The organism is Pseudooceanicola sediminis (genome assembly GCF_003575965.1).
Lineage (GTDB): Bacteria > Pseudomonadota > Alphaproteobacteria > Rhodobacterales > Rhodobacteraceae > Pseudooceanicola > Pseudooceanicola sediminis.
Genome location: NZ_QWJJ01000001.1, coordinates 17,231 through 34,499 on the forward strand (window position 1 = coordinate 17,231; position 17,269 = coordinate 34,499).

Annotated in this window: 18 protein-coding genes and 2 tRNA genes; 8 read left to right on the forward strand and 12 right to left on the reverse strand. The window is 61.8% G+C overall.

Annotated features, from left to right (window positions below; genetic code table 11):
- Positions 1-11: 11 nt before the first annotated feature.
- The 4 genes from DL237_RS00070 to DL237_RS00085 form a co-directional block, all read right to left on the reverse strand.
- Positions 12-638 (reverse strand): class I SAM-dependent DNA methyltransferase, encoded by a 627-nt coding sequence (locus DL237_RS00070; RefSeq protein ID WP_119396986.1) that lies wholly within the window; start codon positions 636-638, stop codon positions 12-14.
- Positions 639-841: 203 nt separating this feature from the next.
- On the reverse strand, positions 842-3,154 hold the full coding sequence (locus tag DL237_RS00075; protein WP_119396987.1) for a mechanosensitive ion channel family protein: 2,313 nt from the start codon (positions 3,152-3,154) through the stop codon (positions 842-844).
- A gap of 405 nt (positions 3,155-3,559) precedes the next feature.
- Positions 3,560-3,634: transfer RNA gene (locus DL237_RS00080), tRNA-Asn, on the reverse strand.
- 112 nt (positions 3,635-3,746) lie between these two features.
- Complete coding sequence (locus DL237_RS00085) at positions 3,747-4,673, reverse strand: MBL fold metallo-hydrolase (protein WP_233544801.1); 927 nt, start codon at positions 4,671-4,673, stop codon at positions 3,747-3,749.
- Between the two features lie 39 nt (positions 4,674-4,712).
- On the opposite strand from DL237_RS00085, the gene DL237_RS00090 reads away from it, so the two are divergent.
- Together DL237_RS00090 and DL237_RS20450 are read left to right on the forward strand one after the other, a co-directional pair.
- Positions 4,713-6,008, forward strand: coding sequence for an ATP-binding protein (locus DL237_RS00090; RefSeq protein WP_119396989.1), 1,296 nt, complete (start codon positions 4,713-4,715; stop codon positions 6,006-6,008).
- A gap of 140 nt (positions 6,009-6,148) precedes the next feature.
- Entirely contained in the window at positions 6,149-6,406 is a 258-nt protein-coding gene (locus DL237_RS20450) for a hypothetical protein (RefSeq protein WP_147405301.1), read from the forward strand.
- 296 nt (positions 6,407-6,702) lie between these two features.
- Here DL237_RS20450 and DL237_RS00095 read toward each other — a convergent pair.
- A tRNA-Ile gene (locus DL237_RS00095) sits at positions 6,703-6,778 on the reverse strand.
- A 232-nt stretch (positions 6,779-7,010) separates the two neighbouring features.
- Between DL237_RS00095 and purM the strand changes: the two genes are divergently transcribed.
- Together purM and purN are read left to right on the forward strand one after the other, a co-directional pair.
- Positions 7,011-8,054 (forward strand): phosphoribosylformylglycinamidine cyclo-ligase, encoded by a 1,044-nt coding sequence (gene purM, locus DL237_RS00100; RefSeq protein ID WP_119396990.1) that lies wholly within the window; start codon positions 7,011-7,013, stop codon positions 8,052-8,054.
- Entirely contained in the window at positions 8,026-8,670 is a 645-nt protein-coding gene (gene purN, locus DL237_RS00105; RefSeq protein ID WP_267896995.1) for a phosphoribosylglycinamide formyltransferase, read from the forward strand. The genes purM and purN overlap by 29 nt, the downstream gene beginning before the upstream one ends.
- Here purN and DL237_RS00110 read toward each other — a convergent pair whose 3' ends face one another.
- Positions 8,671-9,060: a winged helix-turn-helix transcriptional regulator gene (locus DL237_RS00110; protein ID WP_119396991.1), complete on the reverse strand. Its 390-nt coding sequence runs from the start codon at positions 9,058-9,060 to the stop codon at positions 8,671-8,673.
- A gap of 99 nt (positions 9,061-9,159) precedes the next feature.
- Here DL237_RS00110 and DL237_RS00115 point away from each other — a divergent pair, with 99 nt between their 5' ends.
- Positions 9,160-10,269 carry an NADH:flavin oxidoreductase gene (locus DL237_RS00115; protein ID WP_119396992.1) on the forward strand — a complete coding sequence of 370 codons (1,110 nt, stop codon included), beginning with the start codon at positions 9,160-9,162 and terminating at the stop codon, positions 10,267-10,269.
- A gap of 160 nt (positions 10,270-10,429) precedes the next feature.
- Positions 10,430-11,590 (forward strand): ribonuclease D, encoded by a 1,161-nt coding sequence (gene rnd, locus DL237_RS00120; RefSeq protein ID WP_119396993.1) that lies wholly within the window; start codon positions 10,430-10,432, stop codon positions 11,588-11,590.
- Positions 11,591-11,634: 44 nt separating this feature from the next.
- On the opposite strand, the gene DL237_RS00125 is transcribed toward rnd, so the two are convergent.
- Complete coding sequence (locus DL237_RS00125) at positions 11,635-12,147, reverse strand: hypothetical protein (protein WP_119396994.1); 513 nt, start codon at positions 12,145-12,147, stop codon at positions 11,635-11,637.
- 141 nt (positions 12,148-12,288) lie between these two features.
- On the opposite strand from DL237_RS00125, the gene DL237_RS00130 reads away from it, so the two are divergent.
- Positions 12,289-12,693 (forward strand): SufE family protein, encoded by a 405-nt coding sequence (locus DL237_RS00130; RefSeq protein WP_119396995.1) that lies wholly within the window; start codon positions 12,289-12,291, stop codon positions 12,691-12,693.
- 6 nt (positions 12,694-12,699) lie between these two features.
- Here the strand turns inward: DL237_RS00130 and DL237_RS00135 are convergent, their stop codons facing one another.
- The 4 genes from DL237_RS00135 to DL237_RS00145 form a co-directional block, all read right to left on the reverse strand.
- The gene (locus DL237_RS00135; RefSeq protein ID WP_119396996.1) at positions 12,700-13,203 is read right to left on the reverse strand and encodes a hypothetical protein; all 504 of its coding nucleotides are present in this window, start codon (positions 13,201-13,203) and stop codon (positions 12,700-12,702) included.
- Complete coding sequence (locus DL237_RS00140; RefSeq protein WP_119396997.1) at positions 13,200-13,853, reverse strand: DUF1638 domain-containing protein; 654 nt, start codon at positions 13,851-13,853, stop codon at positions 13,200-13,202. The genes DL237_RS00135 and DL237_RS00140 overlap by 4 nt, the downstream gene beginning before the upstream one ends.
- A 1-nt stretch (position 13,854) precedes the next feature.
- The gene (locus DL237_RS20535; RefSeq protein WP_158585565.1) at positions 13,855-14,019 is read right to left on the reverse strand and encodes a hypothetical protein; all 165 of its coding nucleotides are present in this window, start codon (positions 14,017-14,019) and stop codon (positions 13,855-13,857) included.
- A gap of 122 nt (positions 14,020-14,141) precedes the next feature.
- Positions 14,142-14,843 (reverse strand): corrinoid protein, encoded by a 702-nt coding sequence (locus DL237_RS00145; protein WP_119396998.1) that lies wholly within the window; start codon positions 14,841-14,843, stop codon positions 14,142-14,144.
- Between the two features lie 187 nt (positions 14,844-15,030).
- Here DL237_RS00145 and DL237_RS00150 point away from each other — a divergent pair, with 187 nt between their 5' ends.
- Complete coding sequence (locus DL237_RS00150; RefSeq protein WP_119397315.1) at positions 15,031-16,119, forward strand: PA0069 family radical SAM protein; 1,089 nt, start codon at positions 15,031-15,033, stop codon at positions 16,117-16,119.
- Positions 16,120-16,252: 133 nt separating this feature from the next.
- On the opposite strand, the gene bmt is transcribed toward DL237_RS00150, so the two are convergent.
- Complete coding sequence (gene bmt, locus DL237_RS00155; protein ID WP_119396999.1) at positions 16,253-17,269, reverse strand: betaine--homocysteine S-methyltransferase; 1,017 nt, start codon at positions 17,267-17,269, stop codon at positions 16,253-16,255.

Here is a 17,269-nt window from a genome sequence, read left to right on the forward strand (position 1 = left end):
GCGCGCGGGGATCACGCGCGGCGGAACATCAGCAATTTCGACATGTCGTCCTTGTGCGCACCCTGGCCGCGCTGGCCGTAGATCGGCACCAGCGGCATGTCCAGCTGTTCGATGCTGTTGCCCAGTGCCGCCAGTTTCGCCCCGAACCCCTGTGCCTGCCAGTGGTCGGCATGAACCGAGATCACGGCAAGGCCACCGGGGCGCAGGATGCGCACCACTTCGTCCAGCGCCTGCGGGCCGACGTGGCCGGTGGTGAAGGTGCCGGTGGACACTGCGCCGGCATACTGGCCGTCCCTGACCGGCAAACGCTCCAGCAGATTGCCTTCGAACAGCGACGCATAGATGGTCTTGCGCCGGGCCACCGCCAACATTTCCGGGGAAAGGTCAGTGGCATCTATCGGCGAGACGTCCAGTGCCGCGAGGGCAGCCCCACACAGGCCCGTGCCCGCGCCGAGGTCCAGGACAGGGCCGGTGCCCCCCGCATCTACAAAGGCGGCAGCGACCGCCCCCGGCAGCGCAAAATCCATTTCGGCAGCGAAACTTGTGTCGTAGGTGTCGGCCCAGTTTGCATAGAGACGACGGCTGTCATCCGGGGTGCGCAGCCCATAGGCCGCCTGAAGGTCTGTTTTGTCTGTCATGAGGGCAGGGTAGCGGCCAGGACCGTGCCATGCAAACCGCACCGCTGAGACGGACGGCAAGGCCGAGGCAGGCGCGTGCAGGGATGCCGGCGGCTTGAGCGGAGCCAGCGGCGGCAACGGTGCCCGCGTCGGGGCGCTGAGGGCGATCGGTTGCCGGTATGACGGTGGTGGTGTGAGTGGGCGTGGTGTGAGCGGGCGTGGTGTCAGGGGGCGTCGCGCGGAGGGCCGCTGGTGCCGTTGGCTGATGTCTGCGCCCGGTCGGATTCGGCGCTGTGCTCGGCTGCGGCGGCGCTGATCTTGTGCTTGTCCTCTTCGCTGAGGGTGTCGCGGCCGGCCCCTTCGAGGTTGACCTTGACCTCGCGGCGGGCAAATTCGATCCCCGCCTTTTCGAACTCTTCCTTGACGCGGGTGTAGACCTTTTTGCGGATCATGAACTGCGCGCCGGGCTTGTGCGTGAACTTGCCCCGGATGACGATGCCGTGGTCGTTGTATTCATAGACGCCCTGGCTCTTGAACGGTTCGATGAAGCCGGGGCCGAGCTCCGGGTCTTCCAGCATCTCCTGGCCGATCCGCTTGAAGATCTTTCGCACCTGTTCGACATCGGTATGGAAGGGCACGGTAAAGCGCAGTTTCATGATGCCCCAGTCGCGCCCGTAATTGGTGACGGTATTGATTTCGGAGTAGGGCACGATCAGTACCGGCCCCTTGGCATCGCGCAGCCGCAGCGAGCGCAGCGAGATGCGGTCGACCGTGCCGATGGCGCCGCCCGCGTTGACATATTCGTTCAGCCGGAAGGCATCGTCTACCAGGAAGAACATTCCCGAGATTACATCGCTGACCAGTTTCTGCGATCCGAAACCGACGGCGATGCCGACGATCCCGGCACCGGCCAGCAGCGCCGTGACATCGACCCCGAGGTTGGCCAGGATCGTCAGGATGGTCGCCGAGATCACGAAGAACTGGAGCGCGAAACTGATCGGCGGCAGGATCGTCCCCAGCCGCGTGGTGGCGGTGCCGCCCATGCCTTCGCCATCCGGGACCCGGGCTGTATCGGCAGCAGTGGGTTGTTCGCGGGCGAGGCGGATGTTGATCAGCAGCCGCACCATTTCCCACACAAGGTAGCCGCAGACGGTGATCAGGGCGACCTGCACGACGGCGCTTGCCAGAGGGGCGCCGACACCTGCGGTGGCCATGCCGATGGCGGTGATATGCCAGAGCCGGGCGGTGGCCAGGATCACGGCCCCGAAGACCAGCACCCGACCGATGCGGACATAGGCGCGACGGCTGGCGCGATAGGCGTGGCGGGCCATGTCGCCTTCGCCTTCCATGTCGGGCATGAAGTGGCGCACGATGGCATGGATCAGCGTGTCGAGCAGGGGCGCCACGAGCACGATGACCATGCTGACAAAATGCCGCCCCCCCGCCAGCACGCCGGTAGCGTTCATCACGTTGGCGCCGACGCAGAAGATGTAGGTGGCGACGATCGAGACCACGGCAAGGTAGGGATAGGCGCGGATCGACCAGGCGTCGAAGGCTGTCAGTTCGGTCCGTCCGCCCTCCATTATCGCGCGCCAGCCGTTGCGGGTGAGGATGAACAGCAACAGCATCCACCCGAAGAAGACGATGTTGAACCAGTGCCAGAAGCCGGGCGCGCCGCCGAAGGCCTTGTTGAGGGCGGCCATCGCAAAGGTGAAGCCGAGGCCATAGGCAATGCCGACAAAATTCCAGTAGATCACCCGCGCCATGTGATCGGAAAGGCTGAGCAGTCGGGCCTGGCGGTGCGTCGGCGCCAGGAAAAAGCGCAACAGCACGATCGCAAAGCGTGGCATGAACACGATCCAGAACACGATAGGCGACACCAGCGGCACGGATTCATCGGGTTTGAACAGGTGCAGCACTGCAAAGGCCGAGACGGTAAAGATCAGCGCACCGATAATTTCGTAGAACATCCGCAGGGCGGCCAGGCGAAGATTGTACATCAGGTCCGTGCTGCGCCCCAGCGGCGCCCGTGCCCGGGGTCGGCGGAACAGCACCCGATGCGCCAGGGTCTGGGCGGCAAGCCCGACGCCGATGGCAAGCGCCACCGCCAGCAGCATCTTGCGCACGCCGTCCGGCCCGAGACGGGCCGCAAAACCATTCAGAACCGCGCTTTCCGCGGCGATAAAGGCATCGGCGTTCGCGAAATTGTGCACCGTGGACTGCCAGATCCTGCGCATGGTTTCGGTCATCAGCGCACCGACGTTGGCATAGGTCACACCATCGGTGGCGGCGGCGGTGGTCGCCGCAGCATCCAGGCGGTCGAGCAGCAGGGCGCGCACCTGTGCATCTGACAGCCGGGCCATCAAGGCGTTGATCGCCTGGGGGGTCAGGGGGTCGGGCAGGGCGATGGGGTCGGTCGTCGCAGTCGGTGTGAGTGTCTGCGTCAAGGACGATACGGTTTGGGCGGTCACGGGCCCTGCCACCAGCCCGGTCAACAGGACCAGAACAGCGCCAAGACTGAAGATAACAGTGCGCATGTCGACTCCTGCTGCCAACTGACGTCAGGTTAGCCGCGCCCGATGGCAGTGACAATGCGTGTTTGCCGAGGCTTTGCATCTGCCTGTGGTGATCTTTGCAAATCGGATCGTCGTGTGCAGACAGGCTGGGCTGAGTTTGTTCGGGGCCCTTCCGCGCCCTGGTCCGCGTCGTGATGTCGGTACGGCTTTGCAATGCGCCCGGGCGCGGATCTGCAAGGTCGTGGGTGTAGAGCGGGGGTCGCGGTGCGTGTGTATCCTCGGCGCGATCGGATGTGCCGGACCGAGCGAGGCATGCGATGGTTCGTTCCACCGCGCCGGACTTTCGAAGACTGCCTCGATGTCGCAAAAGAAAAAAGGCGACCCGGAAAGGGTCGCCTTTTTTTAAATTTAAACCAAAGGTTTAAATGGCTCCGGCGGTAGGGATCGAACCTACGACCAATTGATTAACAGTCAACTGCTCTACCGCTGAGCTACGCCGGAACATGGCGGCGATATAGCAATGGGATTCTGTGTGAGCAAGAGGCATTTCGACATATGCAGGAATTTTTTCCTGAGCTCTGATCGGGCGCGCAATCCCGAGGGGCGGTTGACGCTAGAGGCGCTTGAAGAGGGCCTCTGCGTGAAGATCGCCGACGGGACGAGCCAGGTTTCTGCCGGTCAGGTCAATGAGATGGGCGAGGACGTTGCGCGTGGCCGCGGGCATGAGGTGGGGCGGCGTATCCTGATAGACCATTGCGGCCAGTTGGGACGGTGTCGCGTGCTTGCCGGTAAGAGCATCGAGCAACGCAGCCTCGCGTGATTTGCGGTGCGCAATCAACCAGGTCAGCCGTTCAGCGGGGTCCTCAACCGCCGGGCCATGGCCCGGCAGGAAGCGCGCCGCCCGCAGGGTTTGGAGCCTGACGCAAGATGCCATGAAATCGGTCAGGTCACCATCGGGCGGCGAGACGAGTGACGTCGCCCACCCCATGACCAGATCGCCGGTAAAGATCGTGTCATTCATTGCAAAGGACAGGTGATTGCCAAAATGCCCCGGCGTCCAGAGCGCCCGAAGCGACCAGCCGTCTCCGGTGACCCTTGTGCCGTCGGGGAGGGAAATGTCGGGGACGAAAGCATGATCTGTCCCCTCGCCACCGCCCAGGTGTGACGTCGCTGCCAGGTGCTGCATGACGCTCGACCGGCCGGCGAGCGCATCGCCATAGGCAAGCACGGACGCGCCTGTTCTTGCCGCCAGGGTCCGCGCCAGCGGCGCGTGATCAAGGTGCGCGTGGGTGACCAGGATATGCGTGATCGACTGACCCGGCAAAACCGAACGCAAGATCGCGTCCAGATGAGCCTCGTCGTTCGGCCCGGGATCGATCACCGCCAGGCCGCGCTGACCGACCAAGTAGGTGTTCGTCCCCGGTCCGGTAAAGGCCGAGGGATTGGGCGCCAGAAGGCGGCGGACATCGGGGGCCACTTCTACAGCCTCTCCGGCAGCGCCGAGACCCATGCGCGCGGATAATGTATCGTCTGGCTGCATGGCGCTTTTCTCCCGTCACTTACGGGATTAGGTTAGCGCATGTTGTTCAGTTGGCTCAAACATTATGTCCCGCGCGGGATCTATGGTCGTGCAGCGCTCATCCTGGTGCTGCCGGTCGTGACGTTGCAGCTCGTCGTGTCCGTCGTTTTCATTCAGCGACACTTCGAAGGGGTCACCGTCCAGATGACGGACAGTATCAGCCGGGATCTGCGCCTGATCCTAAGCGACCCAGAGGGCGGCGGGCGTCCCGAACTGGCGGGTATCCTGGGGATCAGGGTCGACACGATTGCCCCGGACGCGGTGCCGCAAGACGACGGAGCACGCTGGTTCGACGTGTCCGGCCGGGTTGTCATCCGGACCCTGCATAAGGTCGTGCCGGAGGTCGACGCCGTCGTCCTGCCTGATGATCACGTGGTGCATGCCTATGTCATGCGGGGCTCTCAGGCGCTTCGCCTCAGTTTTCGTCGCGCGCGGGTGTCGGCGTCGAATCCGCACCAGCTGTTGGTCAACATGGTTGTTTTCGGGGTGCTGATGACCCTGATTTCATTCATCTATCTCCGAAACCAGCTGCGGCCCATCACACGCCTGGCAAAGGCGGCCGAGGCGTTTGGAAAGGGGCGGCACATCCCCTATCGACCAAGTGGGGCCGTCGAGGTCCGCGCCGCGGGCAATGCGTTCCTTGACATGCGCAGCCGGATAGAACGCCAGATCGAGCAGCGCACCCTGATGTTGTCCGGGGTCAGCCACGATTTGCGCACGCCACTGACGCGCATGCGCCTGGCGCTGTCGATGCTAGAGGACGAAGACCGCATCGGACTTGAGCGTGATGTCGATGACATGCAGCGCATGCTCGACGAATTCCTGTCGTTTGCACGTGGTACCGCCGAAGAGGTGGTGCAGAACGTGAACCCCATCGAACTGGTCCGCTCGATTGTCAGTGATGCGCAGAGGGGGGGGCAGAATGTGACGCTGGTCCATGCCGTGGGCGAGGGGGAGATGCCTTTGCGCCCCCATGCGGTACGCCGGGCCGTCGACAATTTGATCGGAAATGCGGTGCGCTATGGGACGCGGGCGGAGGTTGCCATTGATCTGTCGCAGCGCAGTCTGCGCATCCGTGTCGAAGACGATGGCCCGGGCATACCGGCTGCCAAGCGCGAGGAAGCCGCCCGCCCGTTCACCCGCCTGGAGCCTGCGCGAAATCAGAACAACGGCTCCGGCGTGGGTCTGGGCCTGTCGATCGCAACCGACATAGCCCGCGCGCACGGCGGTGTCCTGCGCCTGAGTGAAAGCGAGAGTCTGGGCGGCCTTCGCGCAGATATCGTGATTGCCCGCTAGGGTCAGGACCCTAAAAGGTTGGTCTGGGCGCGATGCTCGTCTTGAAGTCGAAAATTGAGGTCAGTAAGAACCGGTTTTGCGAGAAGGGCCAAGCATTGGTTGGTCACCGATATTCCACTACCTCTAAATAGGATAAAATTTTGAAGCGCATTGATCGTTATATATTCGTCATCGTCGCCGCGCTTACCGTTGCGATGTTTGCGGCAGCGATGTCTGATGCAATTTCTCGCATGGGAAGGAGCTTTCCACGAGCGTCAGATGCCCCCAGCTCGCCGGAAAGATATGAGTTGATCCGAGAAGTGAATAACGGATGGCTACTGTTGGACAAAGAAGACGGGCGGATTTGTCTGGTAGCGGCTCAAGGTGATTTCGGGAGTTGGTGCAAGGCGGTCAAATAGCGCCTCGCCAAACGATCACGAAGTATCTGCTGTAGTCGGAAGTCTCGGTCGAGCGTCGAGGTGCCGTCGCGGCGGAAAGCGTGCTCAAACCCTCTGTCCTTCGCTCGACGAAGGCATTCTCTTTCGCCTCCTTCGGGTGCGTGACTGTTCCGCCCGTCCAGTTGGATGGTTGTTGCAGTTGTATCCAGCCCTTTGAGCGTGGTGCACTTGATGCCTAAGTCACTGAAAAGTGGTGAGCCATTTTCAAGCCGCGTGGTACACACGAGCATTGAAAACACTGCTGAAAATGTGATTTTTGGTAGGCCCGGCAGGATTTGAACCCGCAACCAAAGCGTTATGAGCGCTCTGCTCTAACCGTTGAGCTACAGGCCCTACCTTGGCGCAGAGTGGTAGTTTGAGCGCGCCGGACCGTCAAGGGCGTGTTGGCGAGATGGAAACACCTCTTTCGCAGGATCCGGGGAAACGCGCCCGTATTGGCACGATTCTTGCAGCCGCAAGGCGTCTGGCGGCTTTGTGATTGCGCCAATGGGGCAGATCGGCTACCGGGTGCCGCAACGTTCCCTGTGAATTTCCGGGGAAATGGCGGCGTGAAAAGGAGCCAGCAATGACCGAGGGCAAAAACGGTATTACCTACGCGGATGCGGGTGTGGATATCCATGCCGGAAATGCCCTGGTCGAGCGGATCAAACCTGCGGCAAAACGGACGAACCGGCCTGGCACGATGTCGGGGCTTGGCGGTTTCGGTGCTCTTTTTGACCTCAAAGGGGCAGGATACGACGATCCGATCCTGGTCGCGGCGACGGATGGCGTCGGAACCAAGTTGCGGATCGCGATTGATACCGGTCACGTCGATACAATTGGCATCGACCTGGTGGCGATGTGTGTGAACGATCTGGTCTGCCAGGGCGCCGAGCCGTTGTTTTTCCTAGATTACTTTGCCACCGGCAAGCTTGAGCTGGAAAGCGCGACGGCTATCATCGAAGGTATCGCCAAGGGATGCGAGCTGTCGGGCTGCGCGCTGATCGGTGGCGAAACGGCGGAAATGCCGGGGATGTATGCCAAGGATGACTTCGATCTGGCCGGTTTTGCAGTCGGCGCGATGGAGCGTGGCACGGATCTGCCCAAAGACGTTGCGCCGGGTGATGTCCTGCTGGGGCTTGCGTCGGATGGAGTGCATTCCAATGGCTATTCGTTGGTGCGCAAGCTGGTCGATGTTTCGGGCCTGGGCTGGGATGCACCATGCCCCTTTGGCGCAGGCACCTTGGGCGAGGCGCTGTTGACCCCGACGCGCCTCTACGTGAAATCCTGCCTTGAGGCTGTTCGGACGGGCGGCGTTCATGCGCTGGCGCATATTACCGGTGGCGGGCTGACCGAAAACCTGCCGCGCGTGCTGTCGGGCCACGGTGCTGTCATCAACCTCGACGCGTGGGAAAAGCCGGCCGTTTTCCAGTGGCTTCAAGGTGTCGGCGGTACGTCCACCGAAAACATTCTCGAGACGTTCAACTACGGCATCGGCATGGTCCTGGTCGTGGCACCTGAGCGTGCAGAGGCGCTGAGCACATTGCTGGCAAACGCGGGCGAGACGGTGTTTCAATTGGGTCACGTCCAGGACGCTTCAGGTGTGCGATATACTGGTGCAGGCCAATAATGCGGGCACGGGTGGGGCCGGTGAATTGACCAAGCGCGTTGCGATCTTGCTGTCGGGTGGGGGGTCCAACATGGTGCGCCTGGTCGAAAGCATGGGGCAGGGGCATCCTGCCCGCCCTGTGCTGGTGATGTCGAATGATCCCAACGCCGGTGGCCTGGCCAGGGCAAGGGAGATGGGGGTGCCTGTCGCCTCGGTCGACCACAAGCCCTTCAGCAAGGACCGTGCCGCATTCGAGGCGGTCCTGATCGAGCATCTGGAGGCCGCGCAACCCGACATTCTTTGCCTGGCCGGCTTCATGCGCATTCTTACCGGCGATTTCATCCGTCATTTCGAAGGCCGGATGCTGAATATTCACCCATCCCTGCTGCCGAAATACAAAGGGCTGCATACCCACGAACGTGCGATCGCCGCGGGCGACAAGGAGGCCGGTTGTTCGGTGCATGAAGTGACGGCAGAGCTGGATGGTGGTCCGATTCTGGGGCAGGCGCGCGTGCCGGTGCTGGAGGAGGACACAGCCGAAACGCTGGCCGCACGGGTGCTGAAGCAAGAGCATCGCCTGTATCCCGAAGCGCTGCGCCGCTTCGCCGCCGGGGACCGCAGCCGCTTTGAACTGTAATCAGGCCACGCGCGCATCATAGGTGGCGCGCGCGGACAACACATCACCGAGATGGTGTTTCGTCCAGCCGTACAGGGCACGAAACGGTGGCAGCAATGTGCCGCCAAGGTCGCTGAGTTGGTACTGTACCGCCACAGGTGATGTGTCGATCACCTCGCGTATCACCAGGCCATTCCGCTCAAGCTTGCGCAGGGTCTGCGTCAGGGATTTCTGCGAAATCCCCTCCAGCTGTCGCTTTATCTCGTTAAATCGGGTCGGGCCGGTATCCAGCACCGTCAGGATCATCATCGACCATTTGTCGGCGATCTGGTCGAACAATTCGCGGTTCGGGCAGTCGACGGAAAAGGCGGCAACGTCACAGCGGACGCCCTGATAGCTTAGATCTTCCATGAGGTTACCTCGAGGTGACGTGGTGTACTTCAGGTGCGTGATTGACACTAGGTTTCCCGAATATACTTAGGCCGGGACGAGATTGAAAGGATACTTCTCATGTCCCATCCAACAGACATCCTGTTCCGCCCCTTCACGCTGAAAGGCATCGAGCTGAAGAACCGCATCGTCATGGCGCCTATGACACGCTCCATGGCACCAAAGGGGCTTCCTGGCCAACCGCAGGCGGATTATTACGCCCGCCGAGCCCAGAACGAGGTCGGTCTGATCCTGTCCGAGGGCACCGTGATCGACCGGCCTGCATCACGTAACACGCCCGGCATTCCCTTTTTCCACGGGGATGCGTTGAAGGGCTGGAAGGACGTGATCGACGCCGTTCACGCCGCAGGTGGACGCATGGGGCCGCAGATCTGGCATACCGGATCGACCCGCGGCGGCGAGTGGGAACCCGAATCCCCTGTCGAAAGCCCCTCGGGTCTGATTGGCCCCGGTGCACCGCGCGGTGTCGAGATGAGTGAGGCGGATATCGAGGCGACCATCGCCGCCTTTGCGTCGGCTGCGGCGGATGCCAAGCGGCTCGGGTTCGACGTGGCGGAACTGCACGGCGCACACGGCTATCTGATCGACCAGTTCTTGTGGGAGGGGACAAACCTGCGCACCGACGCATGGGGCGGTACCACCCTGCCGGAGCGGTCGCGCTTTGCCGTCGAAGTGGTCAAGGCCGTACGCGCCGCTGTTGGCCCGGATTTTCCGATCATCTTGCGCCTAAGCCAGTGGAAGCAACAGGACTACGCCGCCAAGCTGGCCAATTCGCCGCAAGAAATGGACGCGTGGCTGACGCCCCTGGTCGATGCCGGAGTCGATGTCTTTCACTGTTCGCAGCGCCGGTTCTGGGAGCCTGAATTTGCAGAGATCGACGGCGAAAATGGCCTGAACTTTGCCGGGTGGGCAAAGAAGATCACTGGACAGCCGACCATCTCGGTCGGGTCGGTCGGCTTGTCTGGCGAATTCCTGTCGGCCTTCGGGGGCGAGGGGTCAGAGGCCACATCGCTGGACAAGTTGCTGAACCGGATGGAGCGAGACGAGTTCGACCTGATTGCCGTCGGTCGCGCCCTGCTCAGCGACCCGGCCTGGGCGGCCAAGGTCAAACGCGGCGCGGTCGGGGAACTTCAGGGTTTCGAAGCCAAGGATCTGGCCGAACTGGTCTGACCTGCGCAGTCGCGGAAAAAGCCGCCGCCTTCCATTTCGATGGGGGGCGGACACGGTCGTCCACGTGGTGTTCGGCCACGTGGTCTTTTCAACTCCGGAAATGCTGCTTATGACTGGTTCGTGAAGGCGGGATGAACCCGCAACCCTAAGAAAGTGCGAAATGCAGACCATTACCAGTACCGAGGGCCTGGCAGCCTTCTGCGAGCAGGCGAAATCCCATCCCTACGTCACTGTCGACACCGAGTTTCTGCGCGAGCGCACGTATTACTCTCAGCTTTGCCTGATCCAGCTGGCTTTTCCCGGCCCTGAGGCAACCTGTGCGGCGATTGTCGATCCGTTGGCAGAGGGTCTGTCACTCGATCCGCTTTACGCGCTGTTTCGTGACACTTCGGTGGTCAAGGTCTTTCACGCAGCGCGGCAGGATCTGGAAATTTTCTTTGTCGATGCCGGTCTGATTCCCGAACCTCTGTTCGATACACAGGTCGCGGCAATGGTCTGCGGTTTCGGAGAGCAGGTCGGGTACGAGACGTTGGTGCGAAAGATTGCGCATCAACCACTCGACAAATCGTCGCGCTTTACCGATTGGTCGCGACGCCCTCTGAGCGATGCACAGTTGAAATATGCGCTGGCCGATGTGACCCATCTGCGGGAAATCTACGAATACCTCGCGGGGCAGATCCGCAAGGCAGGGCGAGAGAAGTGGGTCGAGGAAGAGCTGGGTATCCTGACCAATCCGGACACCTATGTCGTGCGACCCGAAGACGCTTGGCAGCGCGTGCGCACCCGTACGAATTCTGGCAGGTTCCTCGCCATATTGCGTGAACTGGCAAAGTTCCGCGAAAGTTTTGCCCAGACGCGCAACGTGCCGCGCAACAGGGTCTACAAGGACGATGCCATGGTCGAGCTTGCCTCGACAAAGCCGCAGAACGCACAGGACCTGTCGCGGTCGCGCTTGTTGCTGCGTGAAGCCCGCAAGGGCGAAATTGCAGACGGCATCATTGCCGCCGTGAAGGCAGGTCTGGACTGTCCTGACAGCAAATTGCCACGGCCCGACACCTCAGCAGAAAAGCTGCAGGTGAACCCGGCCCTGGCGGATCTGCTGCGCGTCCTGCTAAAGGCGAAATCCGATACCGCCGGGGTCGCGGCCAAGCTGATCGCCGCCACGTCGGAGTTGGATGCCCTGGCCGCCGGCATGCGCGATGTGCCGTCGCTGAAGGGGTGGCGACGCGATGTTTTCGGTGCGGACGCCCTGCGCTTGTGCGATGGCGAAATCGGCCTCGCCACAAAGGGTCAGAAAGTCGTCACTGTCGACCTGCGCTGAATGCTGCGACCAGAGCGTCGCGGGCGCGCTCTGGTCTTCACTACCTAGCGGCTTTGGCTGAGCGCATTCAGCCCGCCGACCACCTCTATCTTTCGCACGTCGGCCAGCTCGATATCGGACAACCGCGTTGCCGCGACCACCTTGCGCGATGCTTCGGTTCCGACGGGCAGGGAGGTGCGCGTTGCGGGAAGATAGGCCATCAGGGTATAGCGCGCGACGCCGTCGACAGGGCCTTCGGCATTCTGGGGAACCAGGCCGACCTTGAAGGCCCCTTGGTAGGCCGAGGTCGCGCTGACGCGGATGATTGCGCCGCCCGGTACCTGTTCGACGTCCAATGTATCGATACGCGCAACGGGCGTGCGCAGGTCCACCACCTGTTTCTTGCTGCTCAGCACGCGGTCTGGGATTAGTGGATTGGCGGTTCCGCTGGTGCTGGCGCTCGCGGTGGTCTGGGTGCGTCCGAACCAGTTGGCCGGGTTCGCCCGGCTGTCGCGGATCGTGGCACAACCGGCCACCGAGAGAGCGGCGATCACCACGACGGGAATAGTCTTGCGCATATGTCCGGAGCCTCCGTGAACCTGTGTCTCCGTCTAACCCACCACGACACGGTTGAAAAGCCGCCCGTGGGTCTGGACCTTCGGTGGAACGGGAACTACCTCGGGGACATCGACCAGGTACCACGGCTAGGAAGGCGGATAATGGCGCAGGAAGCATTCGAAGATATCGTCGCGGACTTTGAGTTCCTCGAAGATTGGGAAGATCGCTATCGCCATGTCATCGATATGGGCAAGGCGATGGACCCTTTACCGGATGCGTTGAAAGTGCCCGCCACCAAGGTTGATGGCTGCGCAAGCCAGGTGTGGCTGCATCCAAGGCCGGAAAACGGCATTTTCTTTTTTGACGGTGAAAGTGACGCGATGATCGTGCGCGGCCTGATCGCGGTCCTGCGCGCGCTTTATAATGGGGTGCCGATGGACCAGCTGGCCGGAGTCGATGCCCATGCGGAATTGGCGCGGCTAAGTCTCGAGGATCACCTGTCCGCTCAGAGGTCGAACGGATTGCGCGCCATGATCAAGAGGATCGGCGAGCAGGCGCCGACCTGACCGAGCCTACCCACGCGAAACGTAGCGTCTGAGAGAGCGGACAAAGGCGTCGATCGCCGACTCGGCGGCGCTACCGGGAAAGGCGGCGACGATCTGCGGCTCCAGCCGATCCGACAGTTTCCCGAGGTGGGCCTTCCGGATTTCCTCGTCGCTGTCCGACAGCGGCAAGGTGGCGGCGGCGACCAGCAGTTCGAGACGCTGGTGAATCGCGCGCATCCCGGCAAACGCCGTGATCATAGGCCCGGCAAGTTTTGGCGCGTCGCGCCAACTCAGCCCATCAAAGAGTTCCTGCGTGACCCTTTGCCCGGCGCCCAGGCAATCATAGGCAACGCAACCCGGATACCCCTTTTCGGTCAGTTCAGCGTGGATCGAACAGGCATGTCCGGCCAGGTTGGGGCAGGGCAGGCCCGCGGGTTTGTCTATGGCAAAGCTGTCGCCCGCATCCAATGCCAGCGCCAGACAGCACAACGCCGCGCACTGGCTGCAATCCGCGCTCAGATGCGGTGTCATTGGCTCGCCTCTTTCGCCAGTTCGCGGGCCAGGTCGCCGTATCCGGTATAGCGTCGCTCAAACCTCAGCCCCAGCCGATCTGCACAGGCGCGTGCCTTTTTCGTGAGAGCGGGATCGTCAGTTTGCGCCAGGTAGACGAGTGCCTCGTAATTCGCGAAATACATGTCCTTCAACTCAGGATGGCGATCCAGCCCGAGGGGGTGCCACACGAAGGCATCGAACTGACGCGCCAGAAAATCGGTCAGGTAGAACGAAGTTACTTCGCCCCGGGCCTCGAAGGCCTCGACGCCATCAAAGAAGGCATAGCAATGGGGGCCGGACAACATCTGCACCCCCATCTCGATGCACGCGGCCTCAAGAAGGCCACCGGTACCGCAATCGGCATAGAGGACAAAGATATTTGGATACCGCGCGCGGTGTTCGGCAACCTTCGCCCGCACCGCATCCGTGATCAGGTCGGGGGTATTGTGCAGGATCGCCGGAAGGCAGATCAGATCCATGTGATCCCAGGCGTTGATCTGCTTCAGCGCCAGCACCTCGCGCGCCAGAGCACCGCAAGCGATAAGCAGGGTGCGTTCGGCGCCGGGTGCCTGATCGCGCAGATCCGCGCCCTCTTTCGTGAGTACCGGATCGCTGGGTAGCGTGGTCATGTCATCGACGCTTTTTGTTTACGGCCAGGCGCAGCAGCAGGACCCCTCCGATCAGGATTGGCATGCCGACGGGGGCGAGCTGTGGAAAGCTGGACGCGACCCAGACAGTGACACCTGCAAAGGCGACGGCGGCCGCGAGCAACAGCAAGAATTTCGACCAGGGCATTGGGTGTCCTCCTGCCTCATAGATAATCGATCCTGTGGGAAACGAAAGGCCCGCCAAGGCGGGCCTTTCGGATGGACGGTGCCGCACGCCTGTTTGACCAGACCGTACTGCCGCGCGACGGATCAGCTGGGTGCGCGGTTGTGCTTGCGCGCCATGAAGGATTTGGCGGTTTCCACGGCCACGGCGGCGTCACGGCAATAGGCATCGGCACCGATGGCGCGGCCGAACTCTTCGTTCAGCGGGGCCCCGCCAACGAGCACGATATAGTCGTCGCGCTTGCCCTGTTCCTTCAGGGTGTCGATCACGACCTTCATGTACGGCATGGTGGTGGTCAGCAGCGCGGACATGCCGAGGATGTCGGCCTTTTCCTTGTCCAGCGCCTCAAGATATCCTTCGACGGCATTGTTGATGCCCAGATCGACGATCTCGAAACCGGCGCCTTCCATCATCATCGCCACCAGGTTCTTGCCGATGTCGTGGATGTCGCCCTTGACCGTGCCGATCACCATCTTGCCAATCGTCGGCGCGCCGGTTTCCACCAACAGCGGTTTCAGGATGGACATGCCACCCTTCATCGCGTTCGCGGCAAGCAGGACTTCGGGGACGAACAGAATGCCGTCACGGAAATCGTTGCCGACGATGGTCATGCCGCCGACAAGGGGGCGGGTCAGAATGTCGTACGGTTCCCAGCTACGCTCCAGCAGGATGTTGACCGCCTCCATGATCTCGTCTTTCAGACCGTCATAGAGATCGTCCATCATCTGATCGACAAGTTCGTCGTCGCTAAGCTCGGACAGGATGATATCGTCTTCTTCGTCGGACATGTGCGTTCCTGTGTCTGTTTGCGCGCTGCAAATCGGTGCTTTGATCAAGCCTTGTCGCAAGTGGCGGCAACCGACTTTCCGAAATGCGACTTATCGCGCGATGCTGCCGACTTATAGCGACTGATGCAAAAAGAAATATTGAAAAAATTTCATGGAGATCATGGGGCTGAGGGGGTATGTTCCTTGTATGTTCCAAACAGACTCACATCCAGTCGACAAAGACGCGCGAAAGGGGCGGGCCGCAGGCAGTAACGCCAGCGGTCGGTTCGAGACGCATGAAAGGGTGCCGGAAGCAGACGGTTGGGATATCGTCGAGGAGACCGGCCAGATCCGCACGCAGGTGCGTGATGAACAGGCGCGGAGCCTGATCAGCTATAACAAGTCGCCCGATCTGCCGTTCGATCGCTCGATCAATCCCTACCGCGGCTGCGAGCACGGCTGCATCTATTGCTTTGCCCGCCCCACGCATGCCTATCTGGGGCTGTCGGCGGGGCTGGATTTTGAAACGCGGTTGATTGCCCGGCCGAATGCGGCCCTGATACTTGCCGAAGAATTGGGCAGGAAAAGCTATCGCGTGGCCCCGATTGCCATCGGCACCAATACCGACCCGTACCAGCCTATCGAAAAGCAGCGTGGCATCATGCGGGAATGCCTGGAGGTCTTGTGGGAGCATCGCCACCCGGTGGCGATCGTGACCAAGGGGACCGGCATCCTGCGGGATCTCGATATCCTTCGCAAGATGGCAAAGCTGGGGTTGGTGCGCGTAGGTGTTTCGATCACGACGCTGGATCGTGACATCGCCCGCACGATGGAGCCACGCGTGCCCGCGCCCGAAAAACGCCTCGAGGTTGTCCGGTCGCTGGCCCGTGCCCAGATCCCGGTGCGCGTGATGGTGTCACCCGTGGTGCCAGGGCTGACCGATTCCGAGGTCGAGGCGATCCTGACCGCAGGGCAATCCGCCGGGGCCAGTTCTGCCAGCTGGATCATGTTGCGCTTGCCCCGAGAGGTTTCGCCGCTGTTCCAGGACTGGCTGGCGGAACATTATCCCAATCGCGCCGCGCGCGTCATGGCCCGTTTGCGCGAAATGCACGGTGGCAAGGAATATGCTTCTGACTGGCATCGGCGGATGCGCGGAGAGGGGCCCTATGCCGCCATGATTGGCCAGCGGTTCAAGGCTGCGGCCAGGCGGTTGGGCCTTGATCAGGCACAGCCGGCCCTGCGATGCGATCTGTTCCGCGTACCGGTCAAGCCGGGCGAGCAATTGAGCCTTTTTTGATCTACGTGGCCACGACGGCTTCGCCGCGTGGTTCGATGGTCGCGCCCTGCGCCAGCCCCGTTTCCGCGCACTGACGCACACAAAAAAGGCGCCCGTTGCGGGGCGCCTTTTACTTGGACGGAGAAGAGGGGGATCAGACCTTGCGACGCCGTGTTGCGCGCCGGGTCGGGGCGTCGCTGAGATCGCCCGTGCCGTCGGTGGCCGAGGAAAATCCCCCGAGCAGTTCGGTGATCTGTTCAAGTGTCGGCCGTGGCCCCCGAGGCCGGGTCGACAGGGCCTCGTGCATCTTGGCGAGGTGATCAGGCATCGTTCCGCAGCATCCCCCGATGATCGTAGCCCCGCAATCACGCGCCATGATTGCATATTCTGCCATCAGTTCGGGCGTCCCGTCATAATGGATGTGACCATCTTCGTACTTGGGAATGCCCGCGTTGCCCTTGGCGATGATCGGGCGCTCGACACCCATGGCGGCGAACCCGAGGACCGTGCGCAGCAGGTCAGAAGCACCGACACCGCAATTCGCGCCGTAGGCCAGAGGTGGATTTTCCAGTTTTTCAACCATCTTCACCATGGCTTCGGAGGTCACACCCATCATCGTGCGGCCAGCGGTATCAAAGCTCATGGTGCCGCACCATGGCATGTCGGCCAGTTTGAATGCCTCTGCCGCAGCCTTGTATTCTTCGGGAGCCGAGATGGTTTCAAGCCACAGAACGTCCGCGCCCCCTTCCTTCAGGCCCTCGGCCTGCTGGTGAAAGATTTCGACGGCCAGTTCATGTGTCAGCGGGCCCATGGGGGCCATGATGTCGCCTGTCGGGCCAACGGATCCGGCCACGATCACGGGACGACCTGCCTTGTCCGCCACTTCGCGGCCCAGTTCGGCAGAGATGCGCGACAGCTCGCCCGCGCGTTTTTCGGCGTTATGCAGCTTGAGCCGCGAGGCGTTGCCACCAAAGGAATTGGTCAGAAAGATATCGGAGCCGGAGTCGACCGCACCCTGATAAAGCTTCATGATCCGATCCGGATGCTCCTCGTTCCACATTTCCGGCGCGTCGCCCGAGCTGAGGCCCATGTTGAAGAGGTTCGTGCCAGTGGCGCCATCGGCCATCAGCCAATCTCGTTTCTCCAGCAGGCGGGAGAGGGCATTCGTCAT

Bases quoted from the DNA above. Each gene is read 5' to 3' on its own strand.
- DL237_RS00130 (WP_119396995.1), top strand. From the start codon at position 12,289: ATGGCGCAGGAAGCATTCGAAGATATCGTCGCGGACTTTGAGTTCCTC.
- DL237_RS00110 (WP_119396991.1), bottom strand. From the start codon at position 9,060: ATGGAAGATCTAAGCTATCAGGGCGTCCGCTGTGACGTTGCCGCCTTT.
- DL237_RS00125 (WP_119396994.1), bottom strand. From the start codon at position 12,147: ATGCGCAAGACTATTCCCGTCGTGGTGATCGCCGCTCTCTCGGTGGCC.
- DL237_RS00145 (WP_119396998.1), bottom strand. From the start codon at position 14,843: ATGTCCGACGAAGAAGACGATATCATCCTGTCCGAGCTTAGCGACGAC.
- rnd (WP_119396993.1), top strand. From the start codon at position 10,430: ATGCAGACCATTACCAGTACCGAGGGCCTGGCAGCCTTCTGCGAGCAG.
- DL237_RS00140 (WP_119396997.1), bottom strand. From the start codon at position 13,853: ATGACCACGCTACCCAGCGATCCGGTACTCACGAAAGAGGGCGCGGAT.
- purM (WP_119396990.1), top strand. From the start codon at position 7,011: ATGACCGAGGGCAAAAACGGTATTACCTACGCGGATGCGGGTGTGGAT.
- DL237_RS00135 (WP_119396996.1), bottom strand. From the start codon at position 13,203: ATGACACCGCATCTGAGCGCGGATTGCAGCCAGTGCGCGGCGTTGTGC.
- DL237_RS00070 (WP_119396986.1), bottom strand. From the start codon at position 638: ATGACAGACAAAACAGACCTTCAGGCGGCCTATGGGCTGCGCACCCCG.
- DL237_RS00085 (WP_233544801.1), bottom strand. From the start codon at position 4,673: ATGCAGCCAGACGATACATTATCCGCGCGCATGGGTCTCGGCGCTGCC.
- DL237_RS00115 (WP_119396992.1), top strand. From the start codon at position 9,160: ATGTCCCATCCAACAGACATCCTGTTCCGCCCCTTCACGCTGAAAGGC.
- DL237_RS00090 (WP_119396989.1), top strand. From the start codon at position 4,713: ATGTTGTTCAGTTGGCTCAAACATTATGTCCCGCGCGGGATCTATGGT.
- DL237_RS00150 (WP_119397315.1), top strand. From the start codon at position 15,031: ATGTTCCAAACAGACTCACATCCAGTCGACAAAGACGCGCGAAAGGGG.
- DL237_RS00075 (WP_119396987.1), bottom strand. From the start codon at position 3,154: ATGCGCACTGTTATCTTCAGTCTTGGCGCTGTTCTGGTCCTGTTGACC.
- DL237_RS20535 (WP_158585565.1), bottom strand. From the start codon at position 14,019: ATGCCCTGGTCGAAATTCTTGCTGTTGCTCGCGGCCGCCGTCGCCTTT.
- bmt (WP_119396999.1), bottom strand. From the start codon at position 17,269: ATGACGAATGCCCTCTCCCGCCTGCTGGAGAAACGAGATTGGCTGATG.